Source organism: Bacillus sp. BML-BC051, assembly GCF_019656175.1.
Taxonomy (GTDB): Bacteria; Bacillota; Bacilli; order Bacillales; family Bacillaceae_G; genus Bacillus_A; species Bacillus_A mobilis.
In genome coordinates, this window is sequence record NZ_BPLI01000075.1 from 31,328 (window position 1) to 54,011 (window position 22,684).

32 protein-coding genes are annotated in these 22,684 nt (G+C 33.3%); 20 read left to right on the plus strand and 12 right to left on the minus strand.

Features of this window, described 5'->3' with window-relative positions; translation table 11 throughout:
- Positions 1 to 57: 57 nt before the first annotated feature.
- From K5S59_RS24845 to K5S59_RS24905, 13 genes are all read left to right on the plus strand, one after another.
- Positions 58 to 669: a hypothetical protein gene (locus tag K5S59_RS24845; RefSeq protein WP_001242161.1), complete on the plus strand. Its 612-nt coding sequence runs from the start codon at positions 58 to 60 to the stop codon at positions 667 to 669.
- A 20-nt stretch (positions 670 to 689) separates the two neighbouring features.
- Positions 690 to 1,937, plus strand: coding sequence for a glutathionylspermidine synthase family protein (locus K5S59_RS24850; RefSeq protein WP_000287879.1), 1,248 nt, complete (start codon positions 690 to 692; stop codon positions 1,935 to 1,937).
- A 214-nt stretch (positions 1,938 to 2,151) separates the two neighbouring features.
- Positions 2,152 to 2,952 carry a BA2930 family N-acetyltransferase gene (gene aacC / locus K5S59_RS24855; RefSeq protein WP_141523920.1) on the plus strand — a complete coding sequence of 267 codons (801 nt, stop codon included), beginning with the start codon at positions 2,152 to 2,154 and terminating at the stop codon, positions 2,950 to 2,952.
- Positions 2,953 to 2,964: 12 nt separating this feature from the next.
- Positions 2,965 to 3,654, plus strand: a complete 690-nt coding sequence (locus K5S59_RS24860) for a phosphopantothenoylcysteine decarboxylase domain-containing protein (protein WP_000676702.1) — start codon at positions 2,965 to 2,967, stop codon at positions 3,652 to 3,654.
- Positions 3,655 to 3,791: 137 nt separating this feature from the next.
- Positions 3,792 to 4,265, plus strand: a complete 474-nt coding sequence (locus K5S59_RS24865; protein WP_000400632.1) for a tetratricopeptide repeat protein — start codon at positions 3,792 to 3,794, stop codon at positions 4,263 to 4,265.
- Between the two features lie 12 nt (positions 4,266 to 4,277).
- Positions 4,278 to 5,327 (plus strand): hypothetical protein, encoded by a 1,050-nt coding sequence (locus K5S59_RS24870; RefSeq protein ID WP_001103142.1) that lies wholly within the window; start codon positions 4,278 to 4,280, stop codon positions 5,325 to 5,327.
- A complete protein-coding gene (locus tag K5S59_RS24875) occupies positions 5,320 to 5,805 on the plus strand; it encodes an NUDIX hydrolase (RefSeq protein ID WP_001057907.1) in 486 nt (161 codons plus the stop codon). The genes K5S59_RS24870 and K5S59_RS24875 overlap by 8 nt, the downstream gene beginning before the upstream one ends.
- Positions 5,806 to 5,974: 169 nt before the next feature.
- Positions 5,975 to 6,487, plus strand: a complete 513-nt coding sequence (locus K5S59_RS24880) for a ribonuclease FAU-1 family protein (RefSeq protein ID WP_001277680.1) — start codon at positions 5,975 to 5,977, stop codon at positions 6,485 to 6,487.
- Positions 6,488 to 6,668: 181 nt separating this feature from the next.
- Entirely contained in the window at positions 6,669 to 7,424 is a 756-nt protein-coding gene (locus K5S59_RS24885) for an ABC transporter ATP-binding protein (protein ID WP_000868607.1), read from the plus strand.
- A gap of 17 nt (positions 7,425 to 7,441) precedes the next feature.
- Positions 7,442 to 8,428, plus strand: a complete 987-nt coding sequence (locus K5S59_RS24890; RefSeq protein WP_097843533.1) for an aliphatic sulfonate ABC transporter substrate-binding protein — start codon at positions 7,442 to 7,444, stop codon at positions 8,426 to 8,428.
- A 16-nt stretch (positions 8,429 to 8,444) separates the two neighbouring features.
- A complete protein-coding gene (locus K5S59_RS24895) occupies positions 8,445 to 9,293 on the plus strand; it encodes an ABC transporter permease (RefSeq protein WP_120450362.1) in 849 nt (282 codons plus the stop codon).
- 69 nt (positions 9,294 to 9,362) lie between these two features.
- Entirely contained in the window at positions 9,363 to 10,475 is a 1,113-nt protein-coding gene (gene ssuD / locus K5S59_RS24900; RefSeq protein WP_000422292.1) for an FMNH2-dependent alkanesulfonate monooxygenase, read from the plus strand.
- A 266-nt stretch (positions 10,476 to 10,741) separates the two neighbouring features.
- On the plus strand, positions 10,742 to 10,834 hold the full coding sequence (locus K5S59_RS24905; RefSeq protein WP_001289320.1) for a putative holin-like toxin: 93 nt from the start codon (positions 10,742 to 10,744) through the stop codon (positions 10,832 to 10,834).
- A 228-nt stretch (positions 10,835 to 11,062) separates the two neighbouring features.
- Here K5S59_RS24905 and K5S59_RS24910 read toward each other — a convergent pair whose 3' ends face one another.
- Complete coding sequence (locus tag K5S59_RS24910) at positions 11,063 to 11,884, minus strand: HNH endonuclease (RefSeq protein WP_000189697.1); 822 nt, start codon at positions 11,882 to 11,884, stop codon at positions 11,063 to 11,065.
- A gap of 149 nt (positions 11,885 to 12,033) precedes the next feature.
- Here K5S59_RS24910 and K5S59_RS24915 point away from each other — a divergent pair, with 149 nt between their 5' ends.
- Entirely contained in the window at positions 12,034 to 13,119 is a 1,086-nt protein-coding gene (locus tag K5S59_RS24915) for an AI-2E family transporter (protein WP_000837880.1), read from the plus strand.
- A 236-nt stretch (positions 13,120 to 13,355) separates the two neighbouring features.
- Here the strand turns inward: K5S59_RS24915 and K5S59_RS24920 are convergent, their stop codons facing one another.
- From K5S59_RS24920 to K5S59_RS24945, 6 genes are read right to left on the minus strand one after another with little or no spacing between them, the layout of a single operon-like run.
- The gene (locus tag K5S59_RS24920; RefSeq protein WP_000668501.1) at positions 13,356 to 13,496 is read right to left on the minus strand and encodes a YrzI family small protein; all 141 of its coding nucleotides are present in this window, start codon (positions 13,494 to 13,496) and stop codon (positions 13,356 to 13,358) included.
- Positions 13,497 to 13,521: 25 nt separating this feature from the next.
- Entirely contained in the window at positions 13,522 to 13,662 is a 141-nt protein-coding gene (locus tag K5S59_RS24925; protein ID WP_000669813.1) for a YrzI family small protein, read from the minus strand.
- A gap of 26 nt (positions 13,663 to 13,688) precedes the next feature.
- A complete protein-coding gene (locus tag K5S59_RS24930) occupies positions 13,689 to 13,832 on the minus strand; it encodes a YrzI family small protein (RefSeq protein ID WP_000668967.1) in 144 nt (47 codons plus the stop codon).
- 26 nt (positions 13,833 to 13,858) lie between these two features.
- Positions 13,859 to 14,002, minus strand: a complete 144-nt coding sequence (locus tag K5S59_RS24935; protein WP_000668969.1) for a YrzI family small protein — start codon at positions 14,000 to 14,002, stop codon at positions 13,859 to 13,861.
- 28 nt (positions 14,003 to 14,030) lie between these two features.
- Positions 14,031 to 14,174, minus strand: a complete 144-nt coding sequence (locus K5S59_RS24940) for a YrzI family small protein (protein WP_000142721.1) — start codon at positions 14,172 to 14,174, stop codon at positions 14,031 to 14,033.
- Between the two features lie 27 nt (positions 14,175 to 14,201).
- On the minus strand, positions 14,202 to 14,342 hold the full coding sequence (locus K5S59_RS24945; protein ID WP_000156200.1) for a YrzI family small protein: 141 nt from the start codon (positions 14,340 to 14,342) through the stop codon (positions 14,202 to 14,204).
- Between the two features lie 440 nt (positions 14,343 to 14,782).
- Between K5S59_RS24945 and K5S59_RS24950 the strand changes: the two genes are divergently transcribed.
- The 6 genes from K5S59_RS24950 (at position 14,783) to K5S59_RS24975 (ending at position 18,596) form a co-directional block, all read left to right on the plus strand.
- Positions 14,783 to 15,367, plus strand: a complete 585-nt coding sequence (locus tag K5S59_RS24950; RefSeq protein WP_120450360.1) for a DUF4825 domain-containing protein — start codon at positions 14,783 to 14,785, stop codon at positions 15,365 to 15,367.
- 178 nt (positions 15,368 to 15,545) lie between these two features.
- Entirely contained in the window at positions 15,546 to 15,926 is a 381-nt protein-coding gene (locus K5S59_RS24955; RefSeq protein ID WP_073515392.1) for a GntR family transcriptional regulator, read from the plus strand.
- A complete protein-coding gene (locus tag K5S59_RS24960; protein WP_120450358.1) occupies positions 15,923 to 16,795 on the plus strand; it encodes an ABC transporter ATP-binding protein in 873 nt (290 codons plus the stop codon). Before K5S59_RS24955 ends, K5S59_RS24960 begins: the two co-directional genes overlap by 4 nt.
- Positions 16,792 to 17,463 (plus strand): DUF4052 family protein, encoded by a 672-nt coding sequence (locus K5S59_RS24965; protein WP_120450356.1) that lies wholly within the window; start codon positions 16,792 to 16,794, stop codon positions 17,461 to 17,463. Before K5S59_RS24960 ends, K5S59_RS24965 begins: the two co-directional genes overlap by 4 nt.
- A gap of 36 nt (positions 17,464 to 17,499) precedes the next feature.
- The gene (locus tag K5S59_RS24970; RefSeq protein ID WP_098872883.1) at positions 17,500 to 17,979 is read left to right on the plus strand and encodes a CcdC family protein; all 480 of its coding nucleotides are present in this window, start codon (positions 17,500 to 17,502) and stop codon (positions 17,977 to 17,979) included.
- A 107-nt stretch (positions 17,980 to 18,086) separates the two neighbouring features.
- On the plus strand, positions 18,087 to 18,596 hold the full coding sequence (locus K5S59_RS24975) for a 2'-5' RNA ligase family protein (RefSeq protein WP_001259223.1): 510 nt from the start codon (positions 18,087 to 18,089) through the stop codon (positions 18,594 to 18,596).
- A gap of 6 nt (positions 18,597 to 18,602) precedes the next feature.
- Here the strand turns inward: K5S59_RS24975 and coaW are convergent, their stop codons facing one another.
- From coaW to K5S59_RS25000, 5 genes are all read right to left on the minus strand, one after another.
- Positions 18,603 to 19,433, minus strand: a complete 831-nt coding sequence (gene coaW / locus K5S59_RS24980; RefSeq protein ID WP_098259146.1) for a type II pantothenate kinase — start codon at positions 19,431 to 19,433, stop codon at positions 18,603 to 18,605.
- A gap of 90 nt (positions 19,434 to 19,523) precedes the next feature.
- Positions 19,524 to 19,922 (minus strand): 3-hydroxyacyl-ACP dehydratase FabZ family protein, encoded by a 399-nt coding sequence (locus K5S59_RS24985; protein ID WP_000547634.1) that lies wholly within the window; start codon positions 19,920 to 19,922, stop codon positions 19,524 to 19,526.
- Between the two features lie 56 nt (positions 19,923 to 19,978).
- Positions 19,979 to 21,178 (minus strand): LL-diaminopimelate aminotransferase, encoded by a 1,200-nt coding sequence (locus K5S59_RS24990; protein ID WP_000222686.1) that lies wholly within the window; start codon positions 21,176 to 21,178, stop codon positions 19,979 to 19,981.
- A gap of 533 nt (positions 21,179 to 21,711) precedes the next feature.
- Complete coding sequence (locus tag K5S59_RS24995) at positions 21,712 to 22,074, minus strand: hypothetical protein (RefSeq protein WP_000722265.1); 363 nt, start codon at positions 22,072 to 22,074, stop codon at positions 21,712 to 21,714.
- Positions 22,075 to 22,251: 177 nt separating this feature from the next.
- The gene (locus K5S59_RS25000; RefSeq protein ID WP_001279470.1) at positions 22,252 to 22,554 is read right to left on the minus strand and encodes a hypothetical protein; all 303 of its coding nucleotides are present in this window, start codon (positions 22,552 to 22,554) and stop codon (positions 22,252 to 22,254) included.
- Between the last annotated feature and the right edge of the window lie 130 nt (positions 22,555 to 22,684).

Consider the following 22,684-nt stretch of genomic DNA (forward strand, 5'->3'; position numbering starts at 1 on the left):
ATTATATAATAAAGGTATCTGGAAAAATATAGATAATAGAAATTAGGTGTATAACACATGAGAATGGATAAAAGTAAATTTATAAAAATTGCTACTTCAATAGGGGTGTCATCTTTTTTATTAACAGGCTGTGGCGATTATGAAGAAGAAACTGCACAGAAAGAAAGTACCGCTGTTAAAACAGATGGTGCAAAACAAGGAAATGAACAAGAAACATTAAATTGTGATGATAAAGCTCCAACTAATGAAAATGTAGAAAAAGATGAGTTATGTAAGGAAAATAATCCGTCATTTTCTTCTTATCATGAAAATTCACATTTGCCGATACTGCCGTTCGTTGCAGGATATTTATTAGCAAGCAGAACTTCAAATATGAATTATACAGCAAAACCAAATATAATGAAGAAACCGTATGCAAATAATATTATTCCATATCGTGAAAAAGACCAAAGTAGAACTGGTGGCAGCGGTGGTGGAGGTTCTTACGGCGGAACTAACAGTAACAACAATAATACTTCCAATAAAGTAGATTTAAATAAACAACAGCCAAATTCCTCAAATAAAGTGACGCCAGATACAAATACGCCGAAATCATCTACGACACAAACGCCAAAAGTGAATTCTGGTTCCAGTGGAATTGGGAATGCAAAAGCACCAGCCGGATCATAACACGAAAGGATAATGGAGTCATGTATACAGAACAAGAGCAGAAAGAGTATATGAAAGTATGGTTTTCACTTGCGGAAGAGGTTGGTAGGAATGGATTTACATGGCCGAGCCTTTTAGAGAAGGAAGAATGGAATCAATATATGGCAACGGGTATGTATCGTATGCCAGTAAACACATATACTGCTATTTCAAAAGCGACAGAGGAAATTATGTATGTGTTATATAGAACCTATCAATATATTATCAATACGACAGAAGATTTTCAAAAACTAGGATTTCCAGCTGAAACGTGGGAAATTGCGAGAATGAAACATATTGGTTTGTTTTCATATTTTACAAGGTTTGACTTTATAGTAAACGGTGAAGATATAAAATTAATAGAAGTAAATTGTGATACACCAACAGGTTATTTAGAGCCATCCGTCGCAAATGAAGTGTTGTGCCGTTATCACGATGTAAATCATCCCAATCATATAGAAGAGCATATTGTGCAGGCATGGGAACAAATTAAACATGACTATAATATTGGACCTGAAGAGACGATATATTTTACTAGTTATGATTGGCACGATGAAGATCATCAAACAGTTCAATTTTTAAGAAGCTATTGCTTAGATCAATCAACAGATTATATAGGTATACAAGATATCGTCGTAGCAGATGATGGTATATATACGCAAAATGGTGAACGAATCCATTACTTATATAGACTATATCCAATTGAATATTTAGTTTCAGATACCGATAAAAATGGGAAAAGGATTGGACTTCAGTTTTTAGACCATATAGCGCAAGGAAGAGTGAAAATCATTAATCCACCTGCAGCTTTTCTTATGCAAAATAAAAGTGTACTCGCATTAATTTGGCAACTGTTCGAAGAGGGAGTTTTCTTTGAGAAAGAAGAGAGAGCAATCATTCAGAGCTACTGCTTACCTACATATTTTACAAATAAACCGTTTATAGAAAGAGATGCGTCATATGTTTCTAAGCCTTTATACGGGCGTGAAGGCGGAGGGGTATCTATATACGAAAATGATGAACTATTAGCTGAAGATAAAACGGAGTATTATTTTGAACAGCGAAAAATATACCAGCAATACATAGAAATGCCTGACTATACAATTGATACATGGGATGGTCCGTATACTGGTAAACTATTAATTGGTTCCCACTGTATTAGCGGGAGAGCCGCAGGGTTATTTTTACGTGTAGGCGAAAAAATCACGGGAAACTTATCGATGTTTACAGGGGTTACAATTGAAGGGTAAATGAAACGAAAGAGCTTATCAGTTGTGATGGGCTCTTTCGTTTATATTAGTGTTTTTATTGTTTGATGCAACGCCTTTATTTTTCTTCTATAGTTATATAAAATTAATATATTAACATTTTATATGTGGATGAAAATGATTAAGTTAAAAATTAAGAAAAATATGATAATATATATATGTAGTAGTTTAAAAAAATGGGGGAACAATCGTGAAAATGAATGACATAGTGGCAAGTACACCATTGCCAAATACAATTAAAACAATTTCAAATGATTTAAGAAAATTAGGGTTAGAAAAAGGAATGACGGTTATTGTACATTCTTCACTAAGTTCTATTGGCTGGGTATCTGGCGGAGCAGTTGCGGTAGTAGAGGCGTTAATGAAAGTTATTACGGAAGAGGGAACAATTATTATGCCAACACAATCTTCGGATTTATCTGATCCAAAACATTGGTCAAGACCACCTGTACCTGAAGAATGGTGGCAAATTATCAGAGACAATGTCCCAGCATTTGAGCCACATATTACACCAACAAGAGCAATGGGAAAAGTAGTTGAATGTTTTCGTACATATCCGAATGTGGTACGTAGTAACCATCCATTAGGAAGTTTTGCTGCATGGGGAAAGCATGCAGAAGAAATAACGATGAATCAGTCGTTATCAATGAGTTTAGGAGAGGAATCTCCATTAAGAAAAATATACGATTTAGACGGATACATATTATTAATTGGTGTTGGATATGATTCCAATACGTCTGTACACTTATCTGAAGTTCGTTCTGGTGCATGTGAGTTAATAAAAGTAGGGGCACCAATTATAGAGAATGGTGAAAGAGTATGGAAAGAGTTTGTTGATATGGATTACGATTCTGATAAGTTTGTAGAAATCGGTGTAGAGTTTGAACGAAAAGGAACTGTAACAAATGGGAAAATAGGAAATGCAACGTGCCGACTTATGAAGCAACGAGATATCGTTGACTTTGGAACAGAATGGTTTCGTAAGAAAAATCAGTAAGGGATGGTTACAATGAAAGGGAAAAAGGTATTAATTACGAGTGGTGGTTGTTTAGAAAAATGGGACCAAGTACGCGGGCATACGAATATGGCAAAAGGTACGATTGGAAGAATAATTGCGGAAGAGCTTATAGATAAAGGGGCTTATGTTATATATTTACACGGTTATTTCGCTGAGAAACCGAACGATGTAAATAATCAATTAGAATTACACCCATTTGAAGGAATTGTTGATTTGCAAGATAAAATGAAAAGTATACTTACGCATGAAAAGGTCGATGCGGTCATTATGGCAGCGGCTGGATCAGATTGGGTTGTAGACAAAATTTGTGATCAAGATGGTAATGTTCTTGATATGAATGGGAAAATTTCAAGTGATATAGCGCCAATTATTCATTTTCAAAAGGCTCCGAAAGTATTAAAACATATAAAAGAGTGGGATCCAGAAACGGTACTCGTTGGATTTAAACTTGAAAGTGATGTAAATGAAGAAGAACTGTTTGAAAGAGCGAAAAATAGAATGAAAGAAGCTAAGGCAAATGTAATGATTGCAAATTCACCACATTCTTTATATTCGCGCGGAGCAGTGCACTACGTAATTGGACAAGATGGTAAAGGGAAGTTATGTAATGGGAAAGATGAAACAGCGAAAGAAATTGTTAAAAGGTTAGAAGTGCTATGTAATCACATTACCGTTTTATAATTTTAAGTATTTGGATAAGAGTGAATCTGCATAGTATATATAGGTAAGTGAAGCTTTAATTTAAGGGGATTTTACTTTTACACGAACGTTAACCATTCAAGATGGATACATAGAATAATTGGTGAGGAGTGGATTCTATGGAACATTTATTAAAGCAAGCTATTAAACTAAGAAATGAGAAGAAATATGCGCAGTCCAAAGAGATACTTATTGGGCTAACAAACTTTACGCGGGATGCAGAAGTGCTTTTTCAATGTGCCTGGATACATGATGTAATGGGACTTGAAACAGAGGCTGTGCCATATTATGAACAGGCGATTGCAAACGGTCTTGAGGGTGAGTCACTTTGCGATGCATATATCGGTCTTGGAAGTACATATCGTTGTATAGGTGAGTATGACAAGGCGATAACTGTTTTAGAAACAGGTATGCAGCAGTTTCCGGATAACGACGTGATTAAAGTGTTTCTCTCATTAGCAAAATATAACGTAAACGATCATGAATCCGCGATGAAATTATTACTTGAAACGGTTATAAAAGTAGATGAAGTTAAAGAATTTGAACGTGCCATTATATTTTATAAAGACCATTTAAACGAGGTTTTTAAATAGAGGAGTGAACATATGAATGTCTCACTATCGCGAAGGCGAAAAGGCATTTGGATTGGACTCGTATCTTTCATCTTGTTATCAAACTATTTATTGTATACCCTTCCGATTGTACCAGCTGCTCCGAATGAAGTAGTGCTTGGTTCTTTGTTAGATTGTATGTTTGTAATTCCGGTCATTACGTATTTCTTTATTATTCGAAAAAGATACTCGTTAACGTATATATTCCCTGTCGTAATAGCTGGTTATATATTTGCAAGATTTATTATTCCAAGCGACTATTTACGAGCGTTTTCAAACGTTTCTTATATTATAGTTGCGGGAGAAATTGCTTTTGTAGGTCTAGAATTTTTCCTTCTCTATAAAATCGTTAAAGTGCTTCCTGAAACAATCAAACGATTTAAAGAATATAGAAGAGAATATTCTTCATTTTCTTATGCGATTGATGCAGCGTTTGATGCTACTATGAAAAGAAATAAATTAGTAGATATCATTGTAACAGAGTGTAAGTTAATCTATTATGCATTTTTATCGTGGCGTGCAACAGTACCAGAAGGTGAATCCGTGTACTCATATCACAAAAAGACTGGAGCAATAGGTGTATATATCATGATTATCCATGCGACCTTAATAGAAAGTATCGGTTTTCATTATTTGCTTCATCAATGGAATCCAGTAATAGCATGGATTTTACTTATTTTAAACATATACGCAATGTTTTATTTTTTAGCTGAAATACAAGCAATGCGTAAAAATCCGATTATCATTACAGAAGAACAAATAATCATTCAAATTGGATTAGGTAAGAAAATTGTTATACCATTTACACAAATTGATAAAATTTTGTTTTATAAAGGAGAATCTTTAAAGAAAGAGAAAGAGGTCCTTGACGCAACTGTGATGGAATTTATAAAGGAACCTCCAACATTTGAAATAACACTAAAAGAGCCTGTAAAAGCGCAATTGTTATATGGATTTTCTAAAACAGTAAGCCGCGTTCACTTAAATGTTGATGAGGAACGGAGATTTTATGATATGGTCACAGAGAAGTTGAAACATGAATAATGCTACTAATTTTCATCGTGCGTTTGGTGTGTACGGAATTTGTATCGAAAACAAGAATTTATTAGTAATTGATAAAATTAAAGGTCCATATAGAAATCGGTATGATTTACCTGGTGGTAGTTTAGAAGATGGGGAATCATTATTAGGTGGACTTCATAGAGAGATTAAAGAAGAGACTGGGCTAAATGTAACGGTAGTAAAACAAGTAGGTACAATTGATTTTCAATTTCCATCAAAATTCAAGGAGTACACACATGTACATCATATCGCAGTTTTTTACTTTGTAGAAAGGTGCGAAGGTGAATTCAAAGTACTGGAACAATTTGAAGAGCAAGATTCATTAGGAGCTAGGTGGATTCCAATAGAAAGTATTACTGAAGGTAATTCATCTCCTCTTGTATGTAGTGCTGTGGAGTGGTTAAAAGAATCTAAGTTTCGTTTAGAAGTGAAGGCTTATAAATCATGGGTTATAAAATAATAATACAAATAGAGTTCCTTCTAACTTAGAAGGGACTTTTTTGTGAAGTAGAAAATGAGATTATATAAATTTTAACTAAAAAAATAATGAACGAATAGACTGAACGCTTTCTTAGCGGAAATATAAAGAGTTATAATGAAAGAACTAAAATAAAAGGGGTATTTAAAAAATGAGTTGCTTACGTCCGTCAGGGATTGAAATTATTGAAAGAAAAATCCGATATGATGCTACAACTGTAGATCATGCTTGTTTACTAGTAGAAGCGCAGCAGGACAAAATTGTTTTGTATCATGAAGTACTGTACTCTTTTACAATGGAAGCGAACGATAAGAAGTTAACGATCTCGAAAGGAAGTTGTACAATTGCATACTACTGGAGGAATCGTCCATATAATTTATACGTTTGGAGAGATCATGATGGGAGTTATCTAGGTTCTTATTTTAATATTGTAAAGAATACATATATATCGGACGAAGTTGTATCCTTTGAAGATTTAATCCTTGATATTATGGTACTTCCCAGTGGAGAGTTTATTATACTGGATGAGGATGAATTACCTGAGCCGTTAGAACAATTTGAAGACGGATATGTAGAAAAAGCTCTTCATACAGTCAAAAATACAATTCAAGAATCGCTTCCAAACATCATTTCAGAAACTGTTACTATTTTTAAAAATAAATAACGTTCATTAAAACCTAGTTGACTTATCGGAAAAATTTGTATAATATGTAGTTAATTCTATAACGTATAGCTGATTGGAGAAACCAAAGGCATTTCATTACAAGATGAAATGCCTTTGGTTTTTTTATTGTACAAATGTTGCATCTATTCATTTAAATGAATCATTTCAAGGAGGGGAAGAAGTGAAGGTTTCAATTGATGGGGTATCAAAATATTTTTCGAAACAAACTGGTACGGTTCAAGTATTAGAAGATATTAATTTTCAATTAGAGAAAGGGGATTTTGTCACCATAATTGGACCGAGTGGTTGCGGGAAAAGTACGCTTTTGAAAATTGTTGCGGGGTTAGATAACGAATTTGAAGGTAAGATTGTCATTGATGGGGAACAAATCGTAAAACCGAGTAAGAAACAAGGTTTTATTTTTCAAGAACATCGCTTATTTCCATGGTTAACAGTTGAAGAAAATATTGCTGCAGATTTGTCGTTAAAGGATAAGCATGTAAAAGATAAAGTAAAAGAATGGGTTGAAATCGTTCGATTAGACGGTTTCGAAAAATCCTATCCGAAAGAAATTTCAGGCGGGATGTCACAACGCGTTGCGATTGCGAGAGCTTTATTAAGGGATCCGAATGTATTATTACTTGATGAGCCATTCGGGGCACTTGATGCTTTTACTAGAAGTCATTTGCAAGAAGTACTGCTAAATATTTGGGAGCAGAAGAAAACGACAATGGTATTTGTTACTCATGATATAGACGAAGCGATATATCTCTCAAACCGAATTATCATCATGAGTGCAAAGCCTGGAAAAATACATAAAGTGATTGAAAATAATTTACCTTATCCACGTAGTAAAACTTCGGAATTATTCCAAGAAATTCGTACGAAAGTATTGCAGCAGTTTGAACAAGGGGGACTGATTCAAACGAGTATATAGGAAAGGGTGGATTATATATGAATAAAAAAGGAAAAGTTCTTTCTTTTGCATTAGCTATATCTTTATTTTTATTAGGGTGTGAAAAAAGTACAGCGAGTAGCAAGAAAGAAGATGTAACAATACAAATTGGTATACAGCAAGGGTTAAGTCCGCTCTTACTGGCACAGAAAAAAGGATGGTTTGAAGAGGAGTTTAAAAAAGAAGGAGTTAAAGTGAAATGGACAGAGTTTCAAAGTGGACCTCCCTATTTTGAAGCAATTGCATCAAATCGATTAGACTTTGGTGAAGTGGGAAATTCCCCAGTTATTTCCGCGCAAGCAGCAGGTATTGAATTTACCGAAATTGCTAATACAAGTTATGCGAGGAAAGGAACAGGCATTCTTGTACAAAAAGATAGCAAGATCACGAGTGTAAAAGATTTAAAAGGTAAAAAAATCGCAGTAGCAAAAGGAAGTAGCGCATTTAATTTATTGTATCGAGCCTTAGAAAAAGAAGGTATCAATGCGAAAGATGTAAATGTCATTCAACTGCAACCAGATGAAGCGCAGCCCGCATTTGAATCAGGATCAGTAGATGCATGGGCCATTTGGGATCCATTCATTTCGCTACATACGTTAAATAAAGGCGCCAAGGTTATTACAGATGGTGAACGATTAAATGTTTCTTCTCCAGAATTTTTAATTGCGAGAACAAAATTTGCGAAAGAACATCCAGAATTAGTTGAGAAATTTCTTAAAGTTTATGAAAAGGCACGTGTGTGGCAAGAGTCAGACTTAGATGAAGCAATAAAAATATATACTTCGGCAAAAAAAATAGATGCTGAAATTGTAAAAGAAGTATTTGATCACGACAAGCCAATTTTAGTTCCTGTAACGAAAGAAATAATAGCCGAACAGCAAAAGACAGCGGATTTTCAATATAAGCTCGGTTCTATAAAGAAAGAAATCAAGACAGATAAAGTTGTAGATAATTCTTTCGTAGAAAAAGCATTAAAGGCGAAATGAAAAGAGGTTTTGTAAATTGGAGAATACGAAAGCTGTTATGAAACCAGCGGGTATAACGATTGGCAAAAAGAATGTAAAGAAAGTGCGAAAGACTAATGTAAAAGTGCTAGTAAGAGCAATTACTATACCGATTATCGTATTAATTATTTGGCAGTTAGCTGGCGTATTCGATTTAGTTTCTAAAACAATTTTACCGACGCCATTAGATATATTTCTAGCTTTTCAAGAACTTATAAAAACAGGAGAGTTATTCGGTCATTTAAGTGTTAGTGTATTTAGGGCTGCGGCTGGTTTCTTTATCGGCGGGGGTTTAGGAATTATTCTAGGAACGATTGTTGGATTTTCAACGAGAAGTGAGCAATATTTAGACCCGTCAGTACAAATGTTAAGAACTGTGCCCCATTTAGCTGTGGCACCGCTTTTCGTATTATGGTTCGGTTTTGGAGAATCATCGAAAGTATTATTAATTGCGGACGGTGCATTTTTTCCTTTATACGTAAATGCGTTTTTAGGAATAAGAGGTGTGGATTCAAAGCTATTTGATGTTGCGAGAGTGTTAGAGTTTAGTAAAAGAAAATTAATTACGAAACTCATTTTACCTGCTGCATTGCCGAATCTATTACTTGGAGCAAGATTATCTTTAGGAGTTGCATGGGTGAGTTTAGTAGTAGCAGAACTTATGGGATCGACAGAAGGTATTGGCTATATGATTATGGATGCAAGGCAATTTTCAAATACAGACATCGTATTTGTCGGTATTATTATCTTTGCATTTGTCGGAAAGTTTTCTGATTCACTCGTACGTTTACTAGAAGTGAAGTTTTTGAGATGGCGAGATAATTTTAAAGGAGAGACAGGGAATTAATATATAAATTATTAGGGGTAATTTATATAGGGTATTTTATTTTAAAATAAGTAAGGGGTGTGTAAAGATATGGAATTGTTATGGTTTATTCCAGCTTATGGAGATGGTCGATATTTAGGGACGACAAAAAGAGGAAGGGCAGCTGAATATGGTTATTATAAGCAAGTTGCACAGGCAGCTGATTATTTAGGATATACGGGTGTGTTACTTCCAACTGGTCAAGGGTGTGAAGATCCATGGGTATTAGCATCTGCACTTGCTGCTGAAACAGAGAAATTAAAATTTTTAGTAGCAGTTAGACCAGGACTAATGTCACCGACAGTTGCAGCGAGGATGGCATCGACATTTGATAGAATTTCAGGTGGGAGGTTACTTATTAATGTAGTAGCTGGAGGAGATCCTGTTGAATTGCATGGCGATGGATTATATCTTGAACATGATGAAAGGTATGAAGCAGCGGATGAATTTTTAAAAGTTTGGAAATCGACCTTACAAGGTGAAACGGTCTCTTTAGAAGGGAAACATATTCAAGTTACGGATAGTAAAGTTGTATTTCCTCCGGTTCAAACACCGTATCCAACAATTTATTTTGGCGGATCGTCTGCTGCAGGTAAAGAAGTTGCTGCGGAACATAGTGATGTATATTTAACGTGGGGAGAGCCACCAGAGCAAGTGAAAGAGAAAATAGATGAAGTAAGAAAACTTGCAGAAGAGAAGGGGCGTGCAGTACGATTTGGCATCAGATTACATGTAATTGTAAGAGAAACAGAGGAAGAAGCATGGGAAGAGGCTGAAAAGTTAATTCAATATGTAGATAATGAAACGATTGAGCTTGCTCAAAAAACATTTGCCAGATATGATTCAGTCGGACAAAAACGAATGACACATTTAAATAAAGGTACACGGGAGTCGTTAGAAATAAGTCCTAATTTATGGGCAGGCATTGGACTTGTACGAGGAGGTGCAGGTACTGCGCTTGTAGGTGATCCGCATACAGTAGCAAATAGAATAAAAGAATATGAAGCGTTAGGAATTGATACGTTTGTATTATCAGGATACCCCCATTTAGAAGAGGCATATGAAGTGGCAGAACTGTTATTTCCTTTATTGAAAGACGAGAAGAAACAAGAAAATAAAATTGTTGGGGAAATGATTGCTGATGCATATGCATTAAAAAAATAGTGAGAAATAAAATGAAACTTTAATCCTTTGGGTGAATTGTCCCAAAGGATTATTAGTTGAACCAATCGGGCATTTACAGGCAGTTTCACCTATGTTTTGCTTCATTTTGTTTACTGCCTGTTAATACGGGATAAAAAACCCGCAAGTATTTCACTTGCGGGTTTTCATCGTAAACTATTAGAAAATATGGTAAAATTAAATAGTAACTAAAGGTACGGTTGGTTGTTCAATTATCACTTCTCCGAATAGGAGGGGGGTGATAATACGTGAGTGAAATAGCGTTGCTACTGCAAGGTGGACTGTTTCTCGTTGCATTGTTAACGTTCGTCGTCGTTTTAATAGACAAGCTCAAAAAATAACAACCCACCTATGCCAATAGAATGTGGGTTGTTTTGTTTGTAAGAAACAAATAGGATAAATGAACAATCCAATCTGCTAAGTTACGTGGACTAGTGTGTAGCCGCACACTGGTCTTTTTTATTTATTTACAATTAATAATTGGTTTATGTGATTGTATTGTTCTTTTCATACTTATTATAACACAGTGTCTTTTCGTCAAGAAAGGAGACCGTATGTTCTGATTTCGATTAAATAGAAGGTTTTTTTTCTTTAAATAGCCCATCCATATACTGTTTTAAAGTTTGGACATAAAATTCCTGCCTATTTACATCATTTACGCCGACAATTGGAGATGAAAGTTCATATCTCTTTTCTGATAAATGAACGACAACGTCAAATATATCAAATAGACGAATGAAACAGAACAGGCCATCTTTATCACTTAATAAAATAAAGTAATGGTTCTCACTATTTGTATTTAATGTATTCCATAAAGAACTTTTACTTAAATCGCGAACTATACTTTTTTCTTTTAATTCCATAAAATCGCCATTTGATAGAATGTTAGAAATATCAATCGCATCTGGATCTTCAAAATAGCCATCAACAGCTTGTACAGCGAAAGTATAAGCCATTTTTAATACACTCATTTTGTATTTACGGTTATCTAAAAGTAATTCACGTTGAATAGAGCTGGCTACTTTCGTTACACGTTCTTCTTTCCAAATTTCATTATGTAGTGAAATATCGTGCTTTTTACATAGTTTCATAATTAATGCATTGGAATAAAGTATTTCATCACTTACTTCAACAACATCTGTCTCAGCAGCCGCAAGTTCCTCACCATGTTCATTCGTATAGAGCGGGGAATCAATTTGTTTTTTCATTTGCTCAATCTTAAATTGACTTAATTTATGCCGAATTAAGGGACGATCAATATTTGTTGTCATTTGTTCATGGCAAGTATCACAAATTGAGTTTGTGAAATAATATCCACATAATATTTCGGGGATGACATATTGTTCACTAAGTTCTTTCGTATCTTTTCTGCATATGATGCATTGTGTCATTTTTATCACCTTTACCTGCAAATTTGTATGTAATCTCATTGTAGTGTATTTATTGGTATTTTGGAATATTGTAAAGGAAAATATTATGTGAAATTCTTGCTTATTTTGGTACAATGAAGAGAAGTGCTAGTTTAAAGGAGGACGTTTTTTTGAAATCGAAAGTGCACTTTTGGACATTAGAAGTGCTAATGGTTGTAGCGATCATATTTATTTGCACAAAAATATCGTTTCTATTTCAACCGATTGGTATCTTCATATCAACGTTGTTTTTCCCAATCTTAATCGCGTTATTTTTATACTTCATATTTAACCCATTGTTAGTCTTTTTGGAGAATAAAAAAGTACCTAGAAATTTAGCGATTTTACTGTTATATCTTTTTATTATAACATTAACTGCAGTTGGAGTTGGGGTAGTTGTTCCAACGATCTCACAACAGTTAATGGATTTAGTAAAAAATATGCCCGGTTATATTAAAGAGGGAAAACTATACATACAAGATTTATCCCATCACAGATTATTTGAATGGTTATCTACACAAAACTACGTTTCCATTGAAACAATTGAGAAAAATGCGATTGAATACTTAAAGGATATACCAAACACGATTACGTCGAGTGCAACGGCTTTATTTGGTATTATCACGAACGTTGCATTAGTTATCTTCACAGTACCATTCATTTTATTTTATATGTTTAAAGATGGACATGCGTTTCCAGGTAAAGCAGTAAGCCTATTACCAGAGTCTTACCGTGAAGAAGGACTTCGCATCATTAAGGAAACGAACGAAACATTATCTGCATATATTCAAGGGCAAGCGCTCGTTTGTATATTTGTAGGTGCTTTTACTTTTATCGGTTATTTAATTATCGATTTACCGTACGCTTTCGTTTTAGGAATTATAGCAGCATTTACAAATATCATTCCTAACTTAGGTCCATTTATCGGTGCAGCACCAGCTGTTATTGTAGGTCTGTTCGTATCTCCGATGCAAGCGTTGTACGTAATTATTATCGTAACAATTGTACAACAGTTTGAAAGTAACATCATTTCACCGCGTATTATGAGTTCAAAATTAAATATCCATCCGTTAACAATTATTATTTTAATTTTAGGGGTAGGTAACTTTGCGGGAATTATCGGAATGATTTTGGCAGTACCAGTTTATGCAGTAACAAAAACAGTTGTATCGAACTTAGTGAGATTGTTTAAGACGAAACGAAGTAATCGAAAATAGTTTATGCTGAGAAAGATACACCGCTTTTTAAGTGGTGTATCTTTTGTTTGTTAATCGATGTTAAAAAGTGTATTGATGCAATTTTATTATATATTTATTACATATCAAATGTAACAGAAAACTTGTATAATATAGCCTCGATAAAACTATGTGGAATCCCTCTGAACTATCCAAATCATTTCCTTAGAGCGTGCTATCAACATCATAATCGACTCCTTTCAAGTTTTATATTGTGATTATAGGTGAGAGTAGTATTTGCTTCTACGATCTCGAATTTCATCTATAACCTGTTTATATTGTTGTTCTTGTTTTAATTCAGCTTCAGAAAAGTTTTTTTTCTGAATTGTAATTGTTAAAAAGAAAAGGTGAAACTTCATAATACATTCCTCCTTTCGAAAGGAATTATAGATGGCTACAGTAGTGACTTTGACGTTCTTTTACATCTTCCATAGCTTTATTAATTTGTTGATCATGCAATATCTCACTGTCCGAGAACTTAGTTTTTTGAATTGTAATTGTTAAAAAGAATACTTTAAATTTCATAAGTGTATCGCCCCTTTATAAATGATTTAGAAAAGACGGTTGCAATAAAAAGCTTGACGCTCTTTTACTTCGCCCATAATAGTTTGAATGTGTTGTTCGCGTAAGATTTCTTTCTGTGAAAGCTTACGTTTTTGAATAGTGATTGTTAAAAAGAATGCTTTAAATTTCATAAGTGTATTGCCCCTTTAAAAGTTATTTAGAAAAGACGGCTGTAATAAGAAGCTTGACGCTCTTTCACTTCGTCCATAATAGATTGAATGTGTTGCTCACGTGAAATTTCTTTCTGTGAAAGCTTACGTTTTTGAATGGTAATCGTTAAAAAGAATGCTTTAAATTTCATGAAGGTACTTCTCCTTAAAAATATATTTTTAATACATTTGCGTATAGTATGAACTTTTAATGTCAGTCATTTTATCAGTTAGTTGTTTTAATTGTTGTTTACGAATGATCTCATCTTCAGATAAAGTGTTTTTCTGAAGTACAGTCGTAAAAAAGAAAATATGAAAAGTCATAAATGAATTCCTCCTTTCGAAAAGGAATTACAGGTGATCACAATAAAGCGCTTGGCGCTCCTTAACATCATTCATTGCTTTTTCAATTTGCTCATTATGAAGAATTTCATTTTTGGAAATTGTATTTCTTTGAATCGTAATACTTAAAAACAATACGCTAATAGTCATCGAATGTTGCTCCTTTCTTAACAAAATGATATAAGAGGCTAAAAAATCGCACAAAAAAGCCACAGGAAGATATAGTTCTCCTATGGCAGGGCGCGAAAAAGCCACAGGAAAGTATACGACCTCCTGTGGCGAATTTATGAATTAATCGAAACAATGTACGATTTTCAATTCTCCATTAGGGTGGTCGAATTCATATTTAATTGTCCGAAAAACAAAGGTGCAGTTAACGCTAAAGTTAAAGCATGTAATTGTAATTTCATCATTTCCTTCGACCTCCTTTTAGAATATTTTTCTTACGTTAGTAAGTATATACAATTAATGGATAATTGTAAACAGAAAAATTGAAAATTTTTAATTTTGATTAAAATGCGTATGTTTTAAAGGATTTTGAGAAGATGTATTGTAATTAACGAAATATCGATAAAAATGGGGGATGCTAAATGAAATATATGCATCGTAATGTGGTTGTTATGCTAACAATTTTTTTATTTATTACTGCTTGTTCTAGCGGAGAAAGAATAAAAGAAATATCTGATGTTGAACCTGGTACTTTTAAGAAATATGCTGGGACATATGTTGGTAATAAATCAGATGTGGTTGCAATTGTGAATCATTTACCCGGTGGTGAAACATTTCAAAGTATAAGTTTGGAGAATGAAAATATAAAGGTAAACTATGGTGCAAAAGGAAATGGAACTCTGACAGAAGACATGGTTGAGACGTATTGGTTTGATGGCAAGGACACGATGGAGAAGAATTTTCTCTTTAACGTTATTTATTTAGCGATTTTAGTTCCAAATGCGAAAAATTACGAGTTTCAAGTAGAAAATAAAAATTTTACGATAAAAAGAGAAGAAATACTATCAATCCTGTATGAAAAATTTGATGATTTTCCAAAAGAAGATGATATATGGGATAAAAAGAAAGTAGTAAAGTTCCTTAGCGACAATAAAGAAAAAATTACAATGCTTATAAATGATAAAGATTTCCGGAAATCTTTATTTGTTAAATATCCAGTGCAGTAGTTGAAATAAAATGAAAAGAATTAGAGAATAAGAGTTGAAACTTCAAATTTTTAGAAAGAGAGTCATTCTTAAACGAATGACTCTCTTTTTTGTAAAAGAAATTTATGGAAATAAACATTTTTATGTGATATGGTTAATTACATAAGTAATGAACCTATGAACCTAAGGTGGTGAAGTTGTGAAACCTACTCTGGAGCAAAATAAATTAATATACTTACAAATTGCAGAAACGATTGAATCAGATATTTTAAAAGACATACTACTTGAAGAAGAACAAGTTCCATCAACAAATCAATTTGCGAAGATGCTGCAAATTAATCCAGCTACTGCAGCTAAAGGGGTAAACGTATTAGTGGATGAAGGGATTTTATATAAAAAGAGAGGGATCGGAATGTTTGTTGCAAAGGGAGCGAAAGAAGTCGTACTAAAAAAAAGACAAAATACTTTTATGACCGAATATTTACCGAAAGTATGGGAAGAAGCAAAAGTGTTAGAAATATCAAAAGACGAATTGATGGAAATGATTCAAAAAATTACGAAGGAGGGGAAAGAGGAATGATTGCACTTGAAACAAAAGATGTAACGAAAAAATATAAAAAGAAAGTAGCAGTAAATGAAGTAACGATTTCATTGGAAGAGCATAAAATATATGGTTTGCTCGGTAGAAACGGAGCGGGAAAAACGACACTATTAAATTTATTTGCAGGCCAAATTACTTCAAGTAGTGGTAGCGTATCAATATTTGGTGAAAATGTTTTTGAAAATAGTAAAGCAATGCAAAATATTTGTTTTGTTAAAGTGAAAGAAGAAGCACATTTAAGTTATAAAGTAAAAGAAATCTTTAAGATGTGCAGCATGTTTTATAAAAACTGGGATGGAAAGTATGCTGAAGAACTCGCTGATAAATTTCAGCTTAATATGGCAGTAAAATACCATAAGCTATCACACGGCATGCAAACAGTCGTCGGCATTATTCAAGGGTTAGCAAGCAGGGCACCTATAACAATTTTTGATGAACCGACTACAGGTTTGGATGCAGCACATCGAGAGTTGTTTTATAGTTTACTACTAGAAGATTACGGTGAGTATCCACGAACAATTATATTATCAACACATCTAGTAGAAGAAGTAACCCATGTGATTGAAGATGTGATCATCATAAAAGAAGGAAAACTAGTTGTTCAATCATCGGTAGAAGATTTATTGCAACAAGCTCATATTATTTCAGGAAAAAAAGATAAAGTAGATGAATTTTCGATAAAAAAGAAAGTAATAAATCGAGAAGTCTATGGGAATAAAGGCATTACTGTTATATGGGAAGAACTTTCGAATGAAGATTATTATTCTCTTGAAGAAGAAGGCTTAGTAATTGATAGAATTACATTACAAAAACTATTTATTCACATAACTGGTGGTGAAGTGAAATGACGATGTTAATGAAGCAGTTGAAGTTACAAATAAATTTTCATTATAAAGCAATTGTGATATTTTGGATTGTTGCTTTATTAATAAAAGGAGCTTTACATGCTGCTCATTTAAATGGAGCGAACATTGGTTATTTACCCGAAATTATAAATAACCCTTCAATAGCAATTATGTTATTTATAGTAGGGAGTGTTTTCATCATTCAAGATGAGCTTTTTCGTTTAGCTGTTTCATTTGGTGTAACGAGAATACAATATTTTATCGGGGCAATTTGTTATATCGCATTGCAATCTGCATTATTTTCATTTCTTCAAGTTATGCTTTTACAAGATATAAAATATAATTTAGTAAATGTTAGTTTTGGGGAGCAATCGGTACAACAATTTATTTTGCAATTTTTATTTTATGTTACAACAGCATGTTTCTTCCAAGTAGTAGTAGTTTTTAAACAAAGATTTCAGTGGATTGGTCTTATGATTGGTGGATCCCTTTTCTTATCAACAAATAGTGTGCTTTATGGGGAAGCGGGGATAACCGGTTTATTATTTACGAGTGATGGATCTTTAGTAGATATACCGTATTTTACTGTTATTTCAATTGGATTAACTGTTCTTTATATCGTAACTAGTAGTATATTTATTCGTAAAGTATCATTCGAAAAAACGATTTGAAAAATTAGTAGATTACTATAGAGAGAAGGATAGCAAATGGGAGACACATCTTCACTCATTACAGTCTTTTTAGGTATTGCACTATTAATATTTTGGCGTCGTTATCGTTCTATGCATAAGCCAATTAAGGGGACGGGAAAACGTATTTTGTGGCCATTATTATTTTTAACACCAGGTGCTTTATGGTTTTTTGGTCCTATGCATCCAGCTATTTTACAAGTTATTATAGCAGTATTCATTGGAGTTCTTTTCGCCGTACCACTTATAGTTTTAACAAATTATGAACGAAGAGATGATGGAAATATTTATACGAAAAAAAGTGCAGCTTTTTTAATTACTTTTATTGCGCTTGTCGTTTTGAGATATGGTTCAAGACAATTTATTGTTGATTTAGATCAACAAACGATCGGTTTATTATTTTATATTGTTGCAGTATCGTATATTATTCCTTGGAGAATTGCATGTTATATAAAGTTTAGGAAAGTTTGGCGGGAAAATAATAATCACACTATATGAAAACTTCTCATTTGAGAAGTTTTTTATTCTTAGATGTAAGCAAAACAAGTTGTTGAAGGGTAGGCTGTCATAGAATATGATAATGAGGGAAAGTTGAGGAGATAAAAATGCGTACAATTTTAGTTTTTCTAAATAACATGTCCATCGATAAAATAGAGAACATTAGACATAAACATGATCCTTTATTTGGATTAATTCCACCACATATAACAATCGTATTTCCATTTAAAAGTAATATTTCAAATGATGAATTAAAATCTCATATTTTGAATTTATCAAGAGGGGTTGGCAAAATTGAAATTGAGTTTGCAAATCGTATCACTAGTGTAGGAAACTATTTGTTTTTAGAAGTTGAGGGAGGGAAAGAACAAATAGAAGAACTACATGATTTGCTGTATACAGGACCTTTAATACAATTTTTAAAAGAAGATATTCCGTACATACCGCATGTAACAGTCGGGAGAAAAGAAAGTGCGGAGTTAGCTGCTGAAGTAGCTAAGGAAATTCATAGTTTCCCTGAAAAGTTACAATGTGTAGTTGATAGAATTAGTGTAGAGCGAATTGGAGAGAATGGGGAATCAATTATTGAATTTGAAGTACCGTTGCAAAAAAGCTGACAGGTGTCAGCTTTTTTTATTCGTAACATGAAGTAAAGCACCAATCGCACCGCTATTACCACCATCGCGTAAAAAGATTGGTGTTTTATTTTGATATTTTGTGTAGTTACTAATAATATTTTGAAGGTGTACGTTATTACATAAAGTGGAACCGATATAAATAATATGGTCAATGTTTTTTGTTTCGGCGAATTGAAGGCTTAATGCAGTAACGACTTCACCGACAAGTCCTTGCACAGTAGCAAGTATGTCTGAGCTATTATAATTTGATTCTGTAATAGCGGCTTTACCAAAATTACTTGCAGTTAAGCTATTATCAATAGGAGAGAGAATACCATCATAAATATCTCCAACCGTAATATCTAGTACTTTTCTAGAACCTAATTTTGTTAAAGGAATCACATCTTCAAAATGATCTATATTTGTTAATAATTTTGAAAGTCCCATAATAGTACCACCGCCAACTCCGGTTCCACCAGCGCGAATATATTGGTCATTATAAACGTAATGAATGGAAGTACCTGTACCGATATTTGTTAATATGAAGTTATTTATATCATATTGTTCTTCTTGTAATATGTATTGGACACCTATAAGAGTAGCTTCAAATTCGTTTCGTTCTACTATTTTATAAGAATCTGAAAGTAGTTGCTGTAATTGTTTTGCTTTACCACCTGTAATACATATTTGTTTTATACGAGTATTTTTCTTGAGCCAATCTATTATTTTATCTTGTTCATTTGAATAAAATTTTTCAAAAGCTAATTGCTTTTGTTCGTTCAAATAAGCAATTTTTGTTAATGTTCCTCCAGCATCGATACCAATAGTACTTTCCATTTTCCTGCTCCTAACCAAGTAATTTGTTTACTCTGTTCATATTGGTAAGACGATTTTTAGGAGATAGATACCCCGCGGATTAAATCGTCTCTAATTTGCTTGATATATTAATAGCTTTTCCACAGTTACAATTGGCTGATTATTAACAGTTGCAGTACCTTTACCGAGAATAAAACCTCCACGATTACGAGTTAACTCATAATGTAAATCTAGTTTATCACCTGGATATGCGTTTCCGTGGCATTCAACCCCATCTAATGAGGAGAGGAATCCTAGACCTTCAGAATCATTTGGATGTACAAATGCATTAAGCTGAGCAAGTGCTTCTACAATTAACATATGGGGCATATGGTCTTGACTATCATTTATAAACCATTCGTTATTTGTAATGAGTTTATATCCCGTAACGGATTCACCATGTTTTACATTTGTTATTTTATCAATCATTAAAAATGGGTAACGATGGGGAAGAGTGTCTTTAATGTGCATATGGAAGTACCTCCAATGAATAATACCCCTGCAACAGTTAAGCAGGGGAGTTATCATTAATTTTTAACTAATTCATTTACTTTTTCAAGAGAAAAAATACCACTATTTTTGATGTTTTCAACGACTTGCTGCAACACTTCTTTATCTTGAACGAGTGCAATACGTACAAAGCCTTCTCCGTGAGGTCCAAATGCATGACCTGGTGTAACAACGACATTCGCACGATCCATTAATGCATAAGCGAAATCTATAGAAGTCCAGCCTTTCGGAATTTCGGCCCAGACGAACATACTACCAGCTGGTTTATCAACATTCCAACCAAATGTTCGGAATCCATCAACTAAAGTATCTCTACGTTCTTGATATATACCACGATTTTTCTCGCAAAACGAAGCGCCATTTCTTAGTGCAGCTGATGCTGCTTTTTGAATTGGTAAAAACACTCCGTAATCTGTATTGGATTTAAATTGCGTAAGTGCACGAACAATTTCTTCATTACCAATCATATAACCAATACGGCTACCTGCTAAACTATAACTTTTTGATAAAGAGTTGATCTCTACTCCAACTTCTTTAGCACCAGGTACAGAGAGGAAGCTAATTGGTTTATTGCCATCAAAATAAAATTCAGCATAAGCAAAATCATGGACAACAATAATGTTATGCTTTTTCGCGAATGCGATTACCTCTTTAAAGAAATCTTCATGAGCCATTGCTGGAACTGGATTCCCTGGGAAGTTTAAAATCATCATCTTTGCTTGATCAGCAATATCTTCGGGGATAGCTGCTAAATTAGGTAAGAATTCATTTTCTTTCTTTAAAGGCATGTAATAGGATATTGCACCAGCCATTTGAATTCCTGTTTCATAAGCTGTATATCCTGGATCCGGAACTAATATAATATCTCCCGGATTTGCATAAACCATAGGTAAATGAACAAGTCCGTCTTGTGAACCCATTAATAATAAAACTTCTTTATCGGCATTTAATTTAACGTTATGAGTGTTGTTGTAATATTTAGTTACAGCTTCGTGAAATTCTTGAATACCACTTAATGTGTATCCATAGCTTTCTTTTTCACTTGCTGTATGTACCATTTCTTCTCTTACGAAGTCAGCAGGTGGCATATCAGGATTCCCAATACTTAAATCAATCATTTTGTGACCTGCTGCAATTTTTTCTTTTTTATAAGCCCCTAATTCACTAAATATAGAAGATTGGAATGCTTTCATTCTAGTTGCTAACGTGTAAGTCATCAAAACCCCTCCTAAAAACAGTGTTTTCTTTCTGCGTTTTTAATTATTCTGAAAACACATGGTTACATTTTATCATTTTTTTATGAAAATTAAAACGATTGACAAATTTAGAGGGAGGATTAGTCTTTTTTGAAAGGGCGTTGTAAATAAGGGTTGGTTAACTGAACTGTTTATTATATCTTTCTATACGGTTTAGGATGTTTTATAGTTTTTATTAAGTATATCCCGTATATTTTGGATGAAAAAGAACACGAAAACGAGGCCTAATATACCACTAAGCCAATAGTATGAATTTCCTGTCGTGAATCTTTCATAAACTGAAAGTGCACTCCATAGGATTAGGATAATGGAACAGATTGTTGATACAATTAATGAACTTAAACTTCTCAAAAAAAGCACCTCGCATTAAAATATTGTTATTATATAATACTACATTTAAATTTTAAGATTTAAAAGAGGAAAATGTTTTTGGGGAGGTTTTGTAAATTAAAAATAACGCAGAAAATATTTTCTGCGTTTTAAATGAAGTGTAATCATTTCTTTTTATATGTACATAATTTTTCCACTGTATAAAAGTATACATTTAATTTGCCATCGACAACTTTTAAAGTTTGATCCGATGTAAATGAGTTACCATAATCAATGTGATATACATTAGAATTCTTTACAAATGAGCCTTTGTATAAATCTTCTTTTTCCTTTGATGTTTGCATCTCCACTAAATATTGAACAATTTTTTCTTTCTTTTCTTCTTTTACAACTGTTTCAAATTTATAAGATGCAGGGCAAAGACCATTTTTGTTGTCAACGACTTCCCAAGAACCGTATATATCATTATTGCTACATCCGCTAAGTAGAACGATGAATATAGGAATAATCAATAGAATCTTTTTCATTTTGTGCTCCTTTCATTTCGTTTTCAATAAACGTGCGAATACGATAGTGATATTGTAATAAATAAAGTTTAAATTTTTATAAAGAATTATTTAATTTCACATAAAAATTGGAGGAAGGTGAGGTTTTTAAAATAAAAAGGCAGGAATCTAATGTAATCCAGATTCATGCCTAGTGTGCTATCTTATATTTTGTTTTTTGAGGATAAATGAAGTAGAAAGAAGAATGACAATACCGTTTAAAATATACACGTTTATAATAGAAGAGGTTAGGTTAATTGATCCAAAACCAGCGTTATCGAATATAGAAGTGAGTGCCGTAGTTGTCAAAAAAATAATAGGCGTTAGCAGTAAAAATATGAAGCCTGCCACAATTCTTCTTTTAAGGCTATGTTGAGATAGGGAAATTGCTAAAAAGTTTATGATGCTAAACATAACGAATACAACAAAAAGGATAATAAATAACTGGATGCCATCAGACATTTTGCGCCTCCTATAGACCGTATTTATATATTATATTCGAAAGCAAAATGGGGTACTCCTTTAAATCATTTCAGTAAACGTAATAAATAAGATTATATATAACAAAGAAGCATGGATTAATCTAATGATC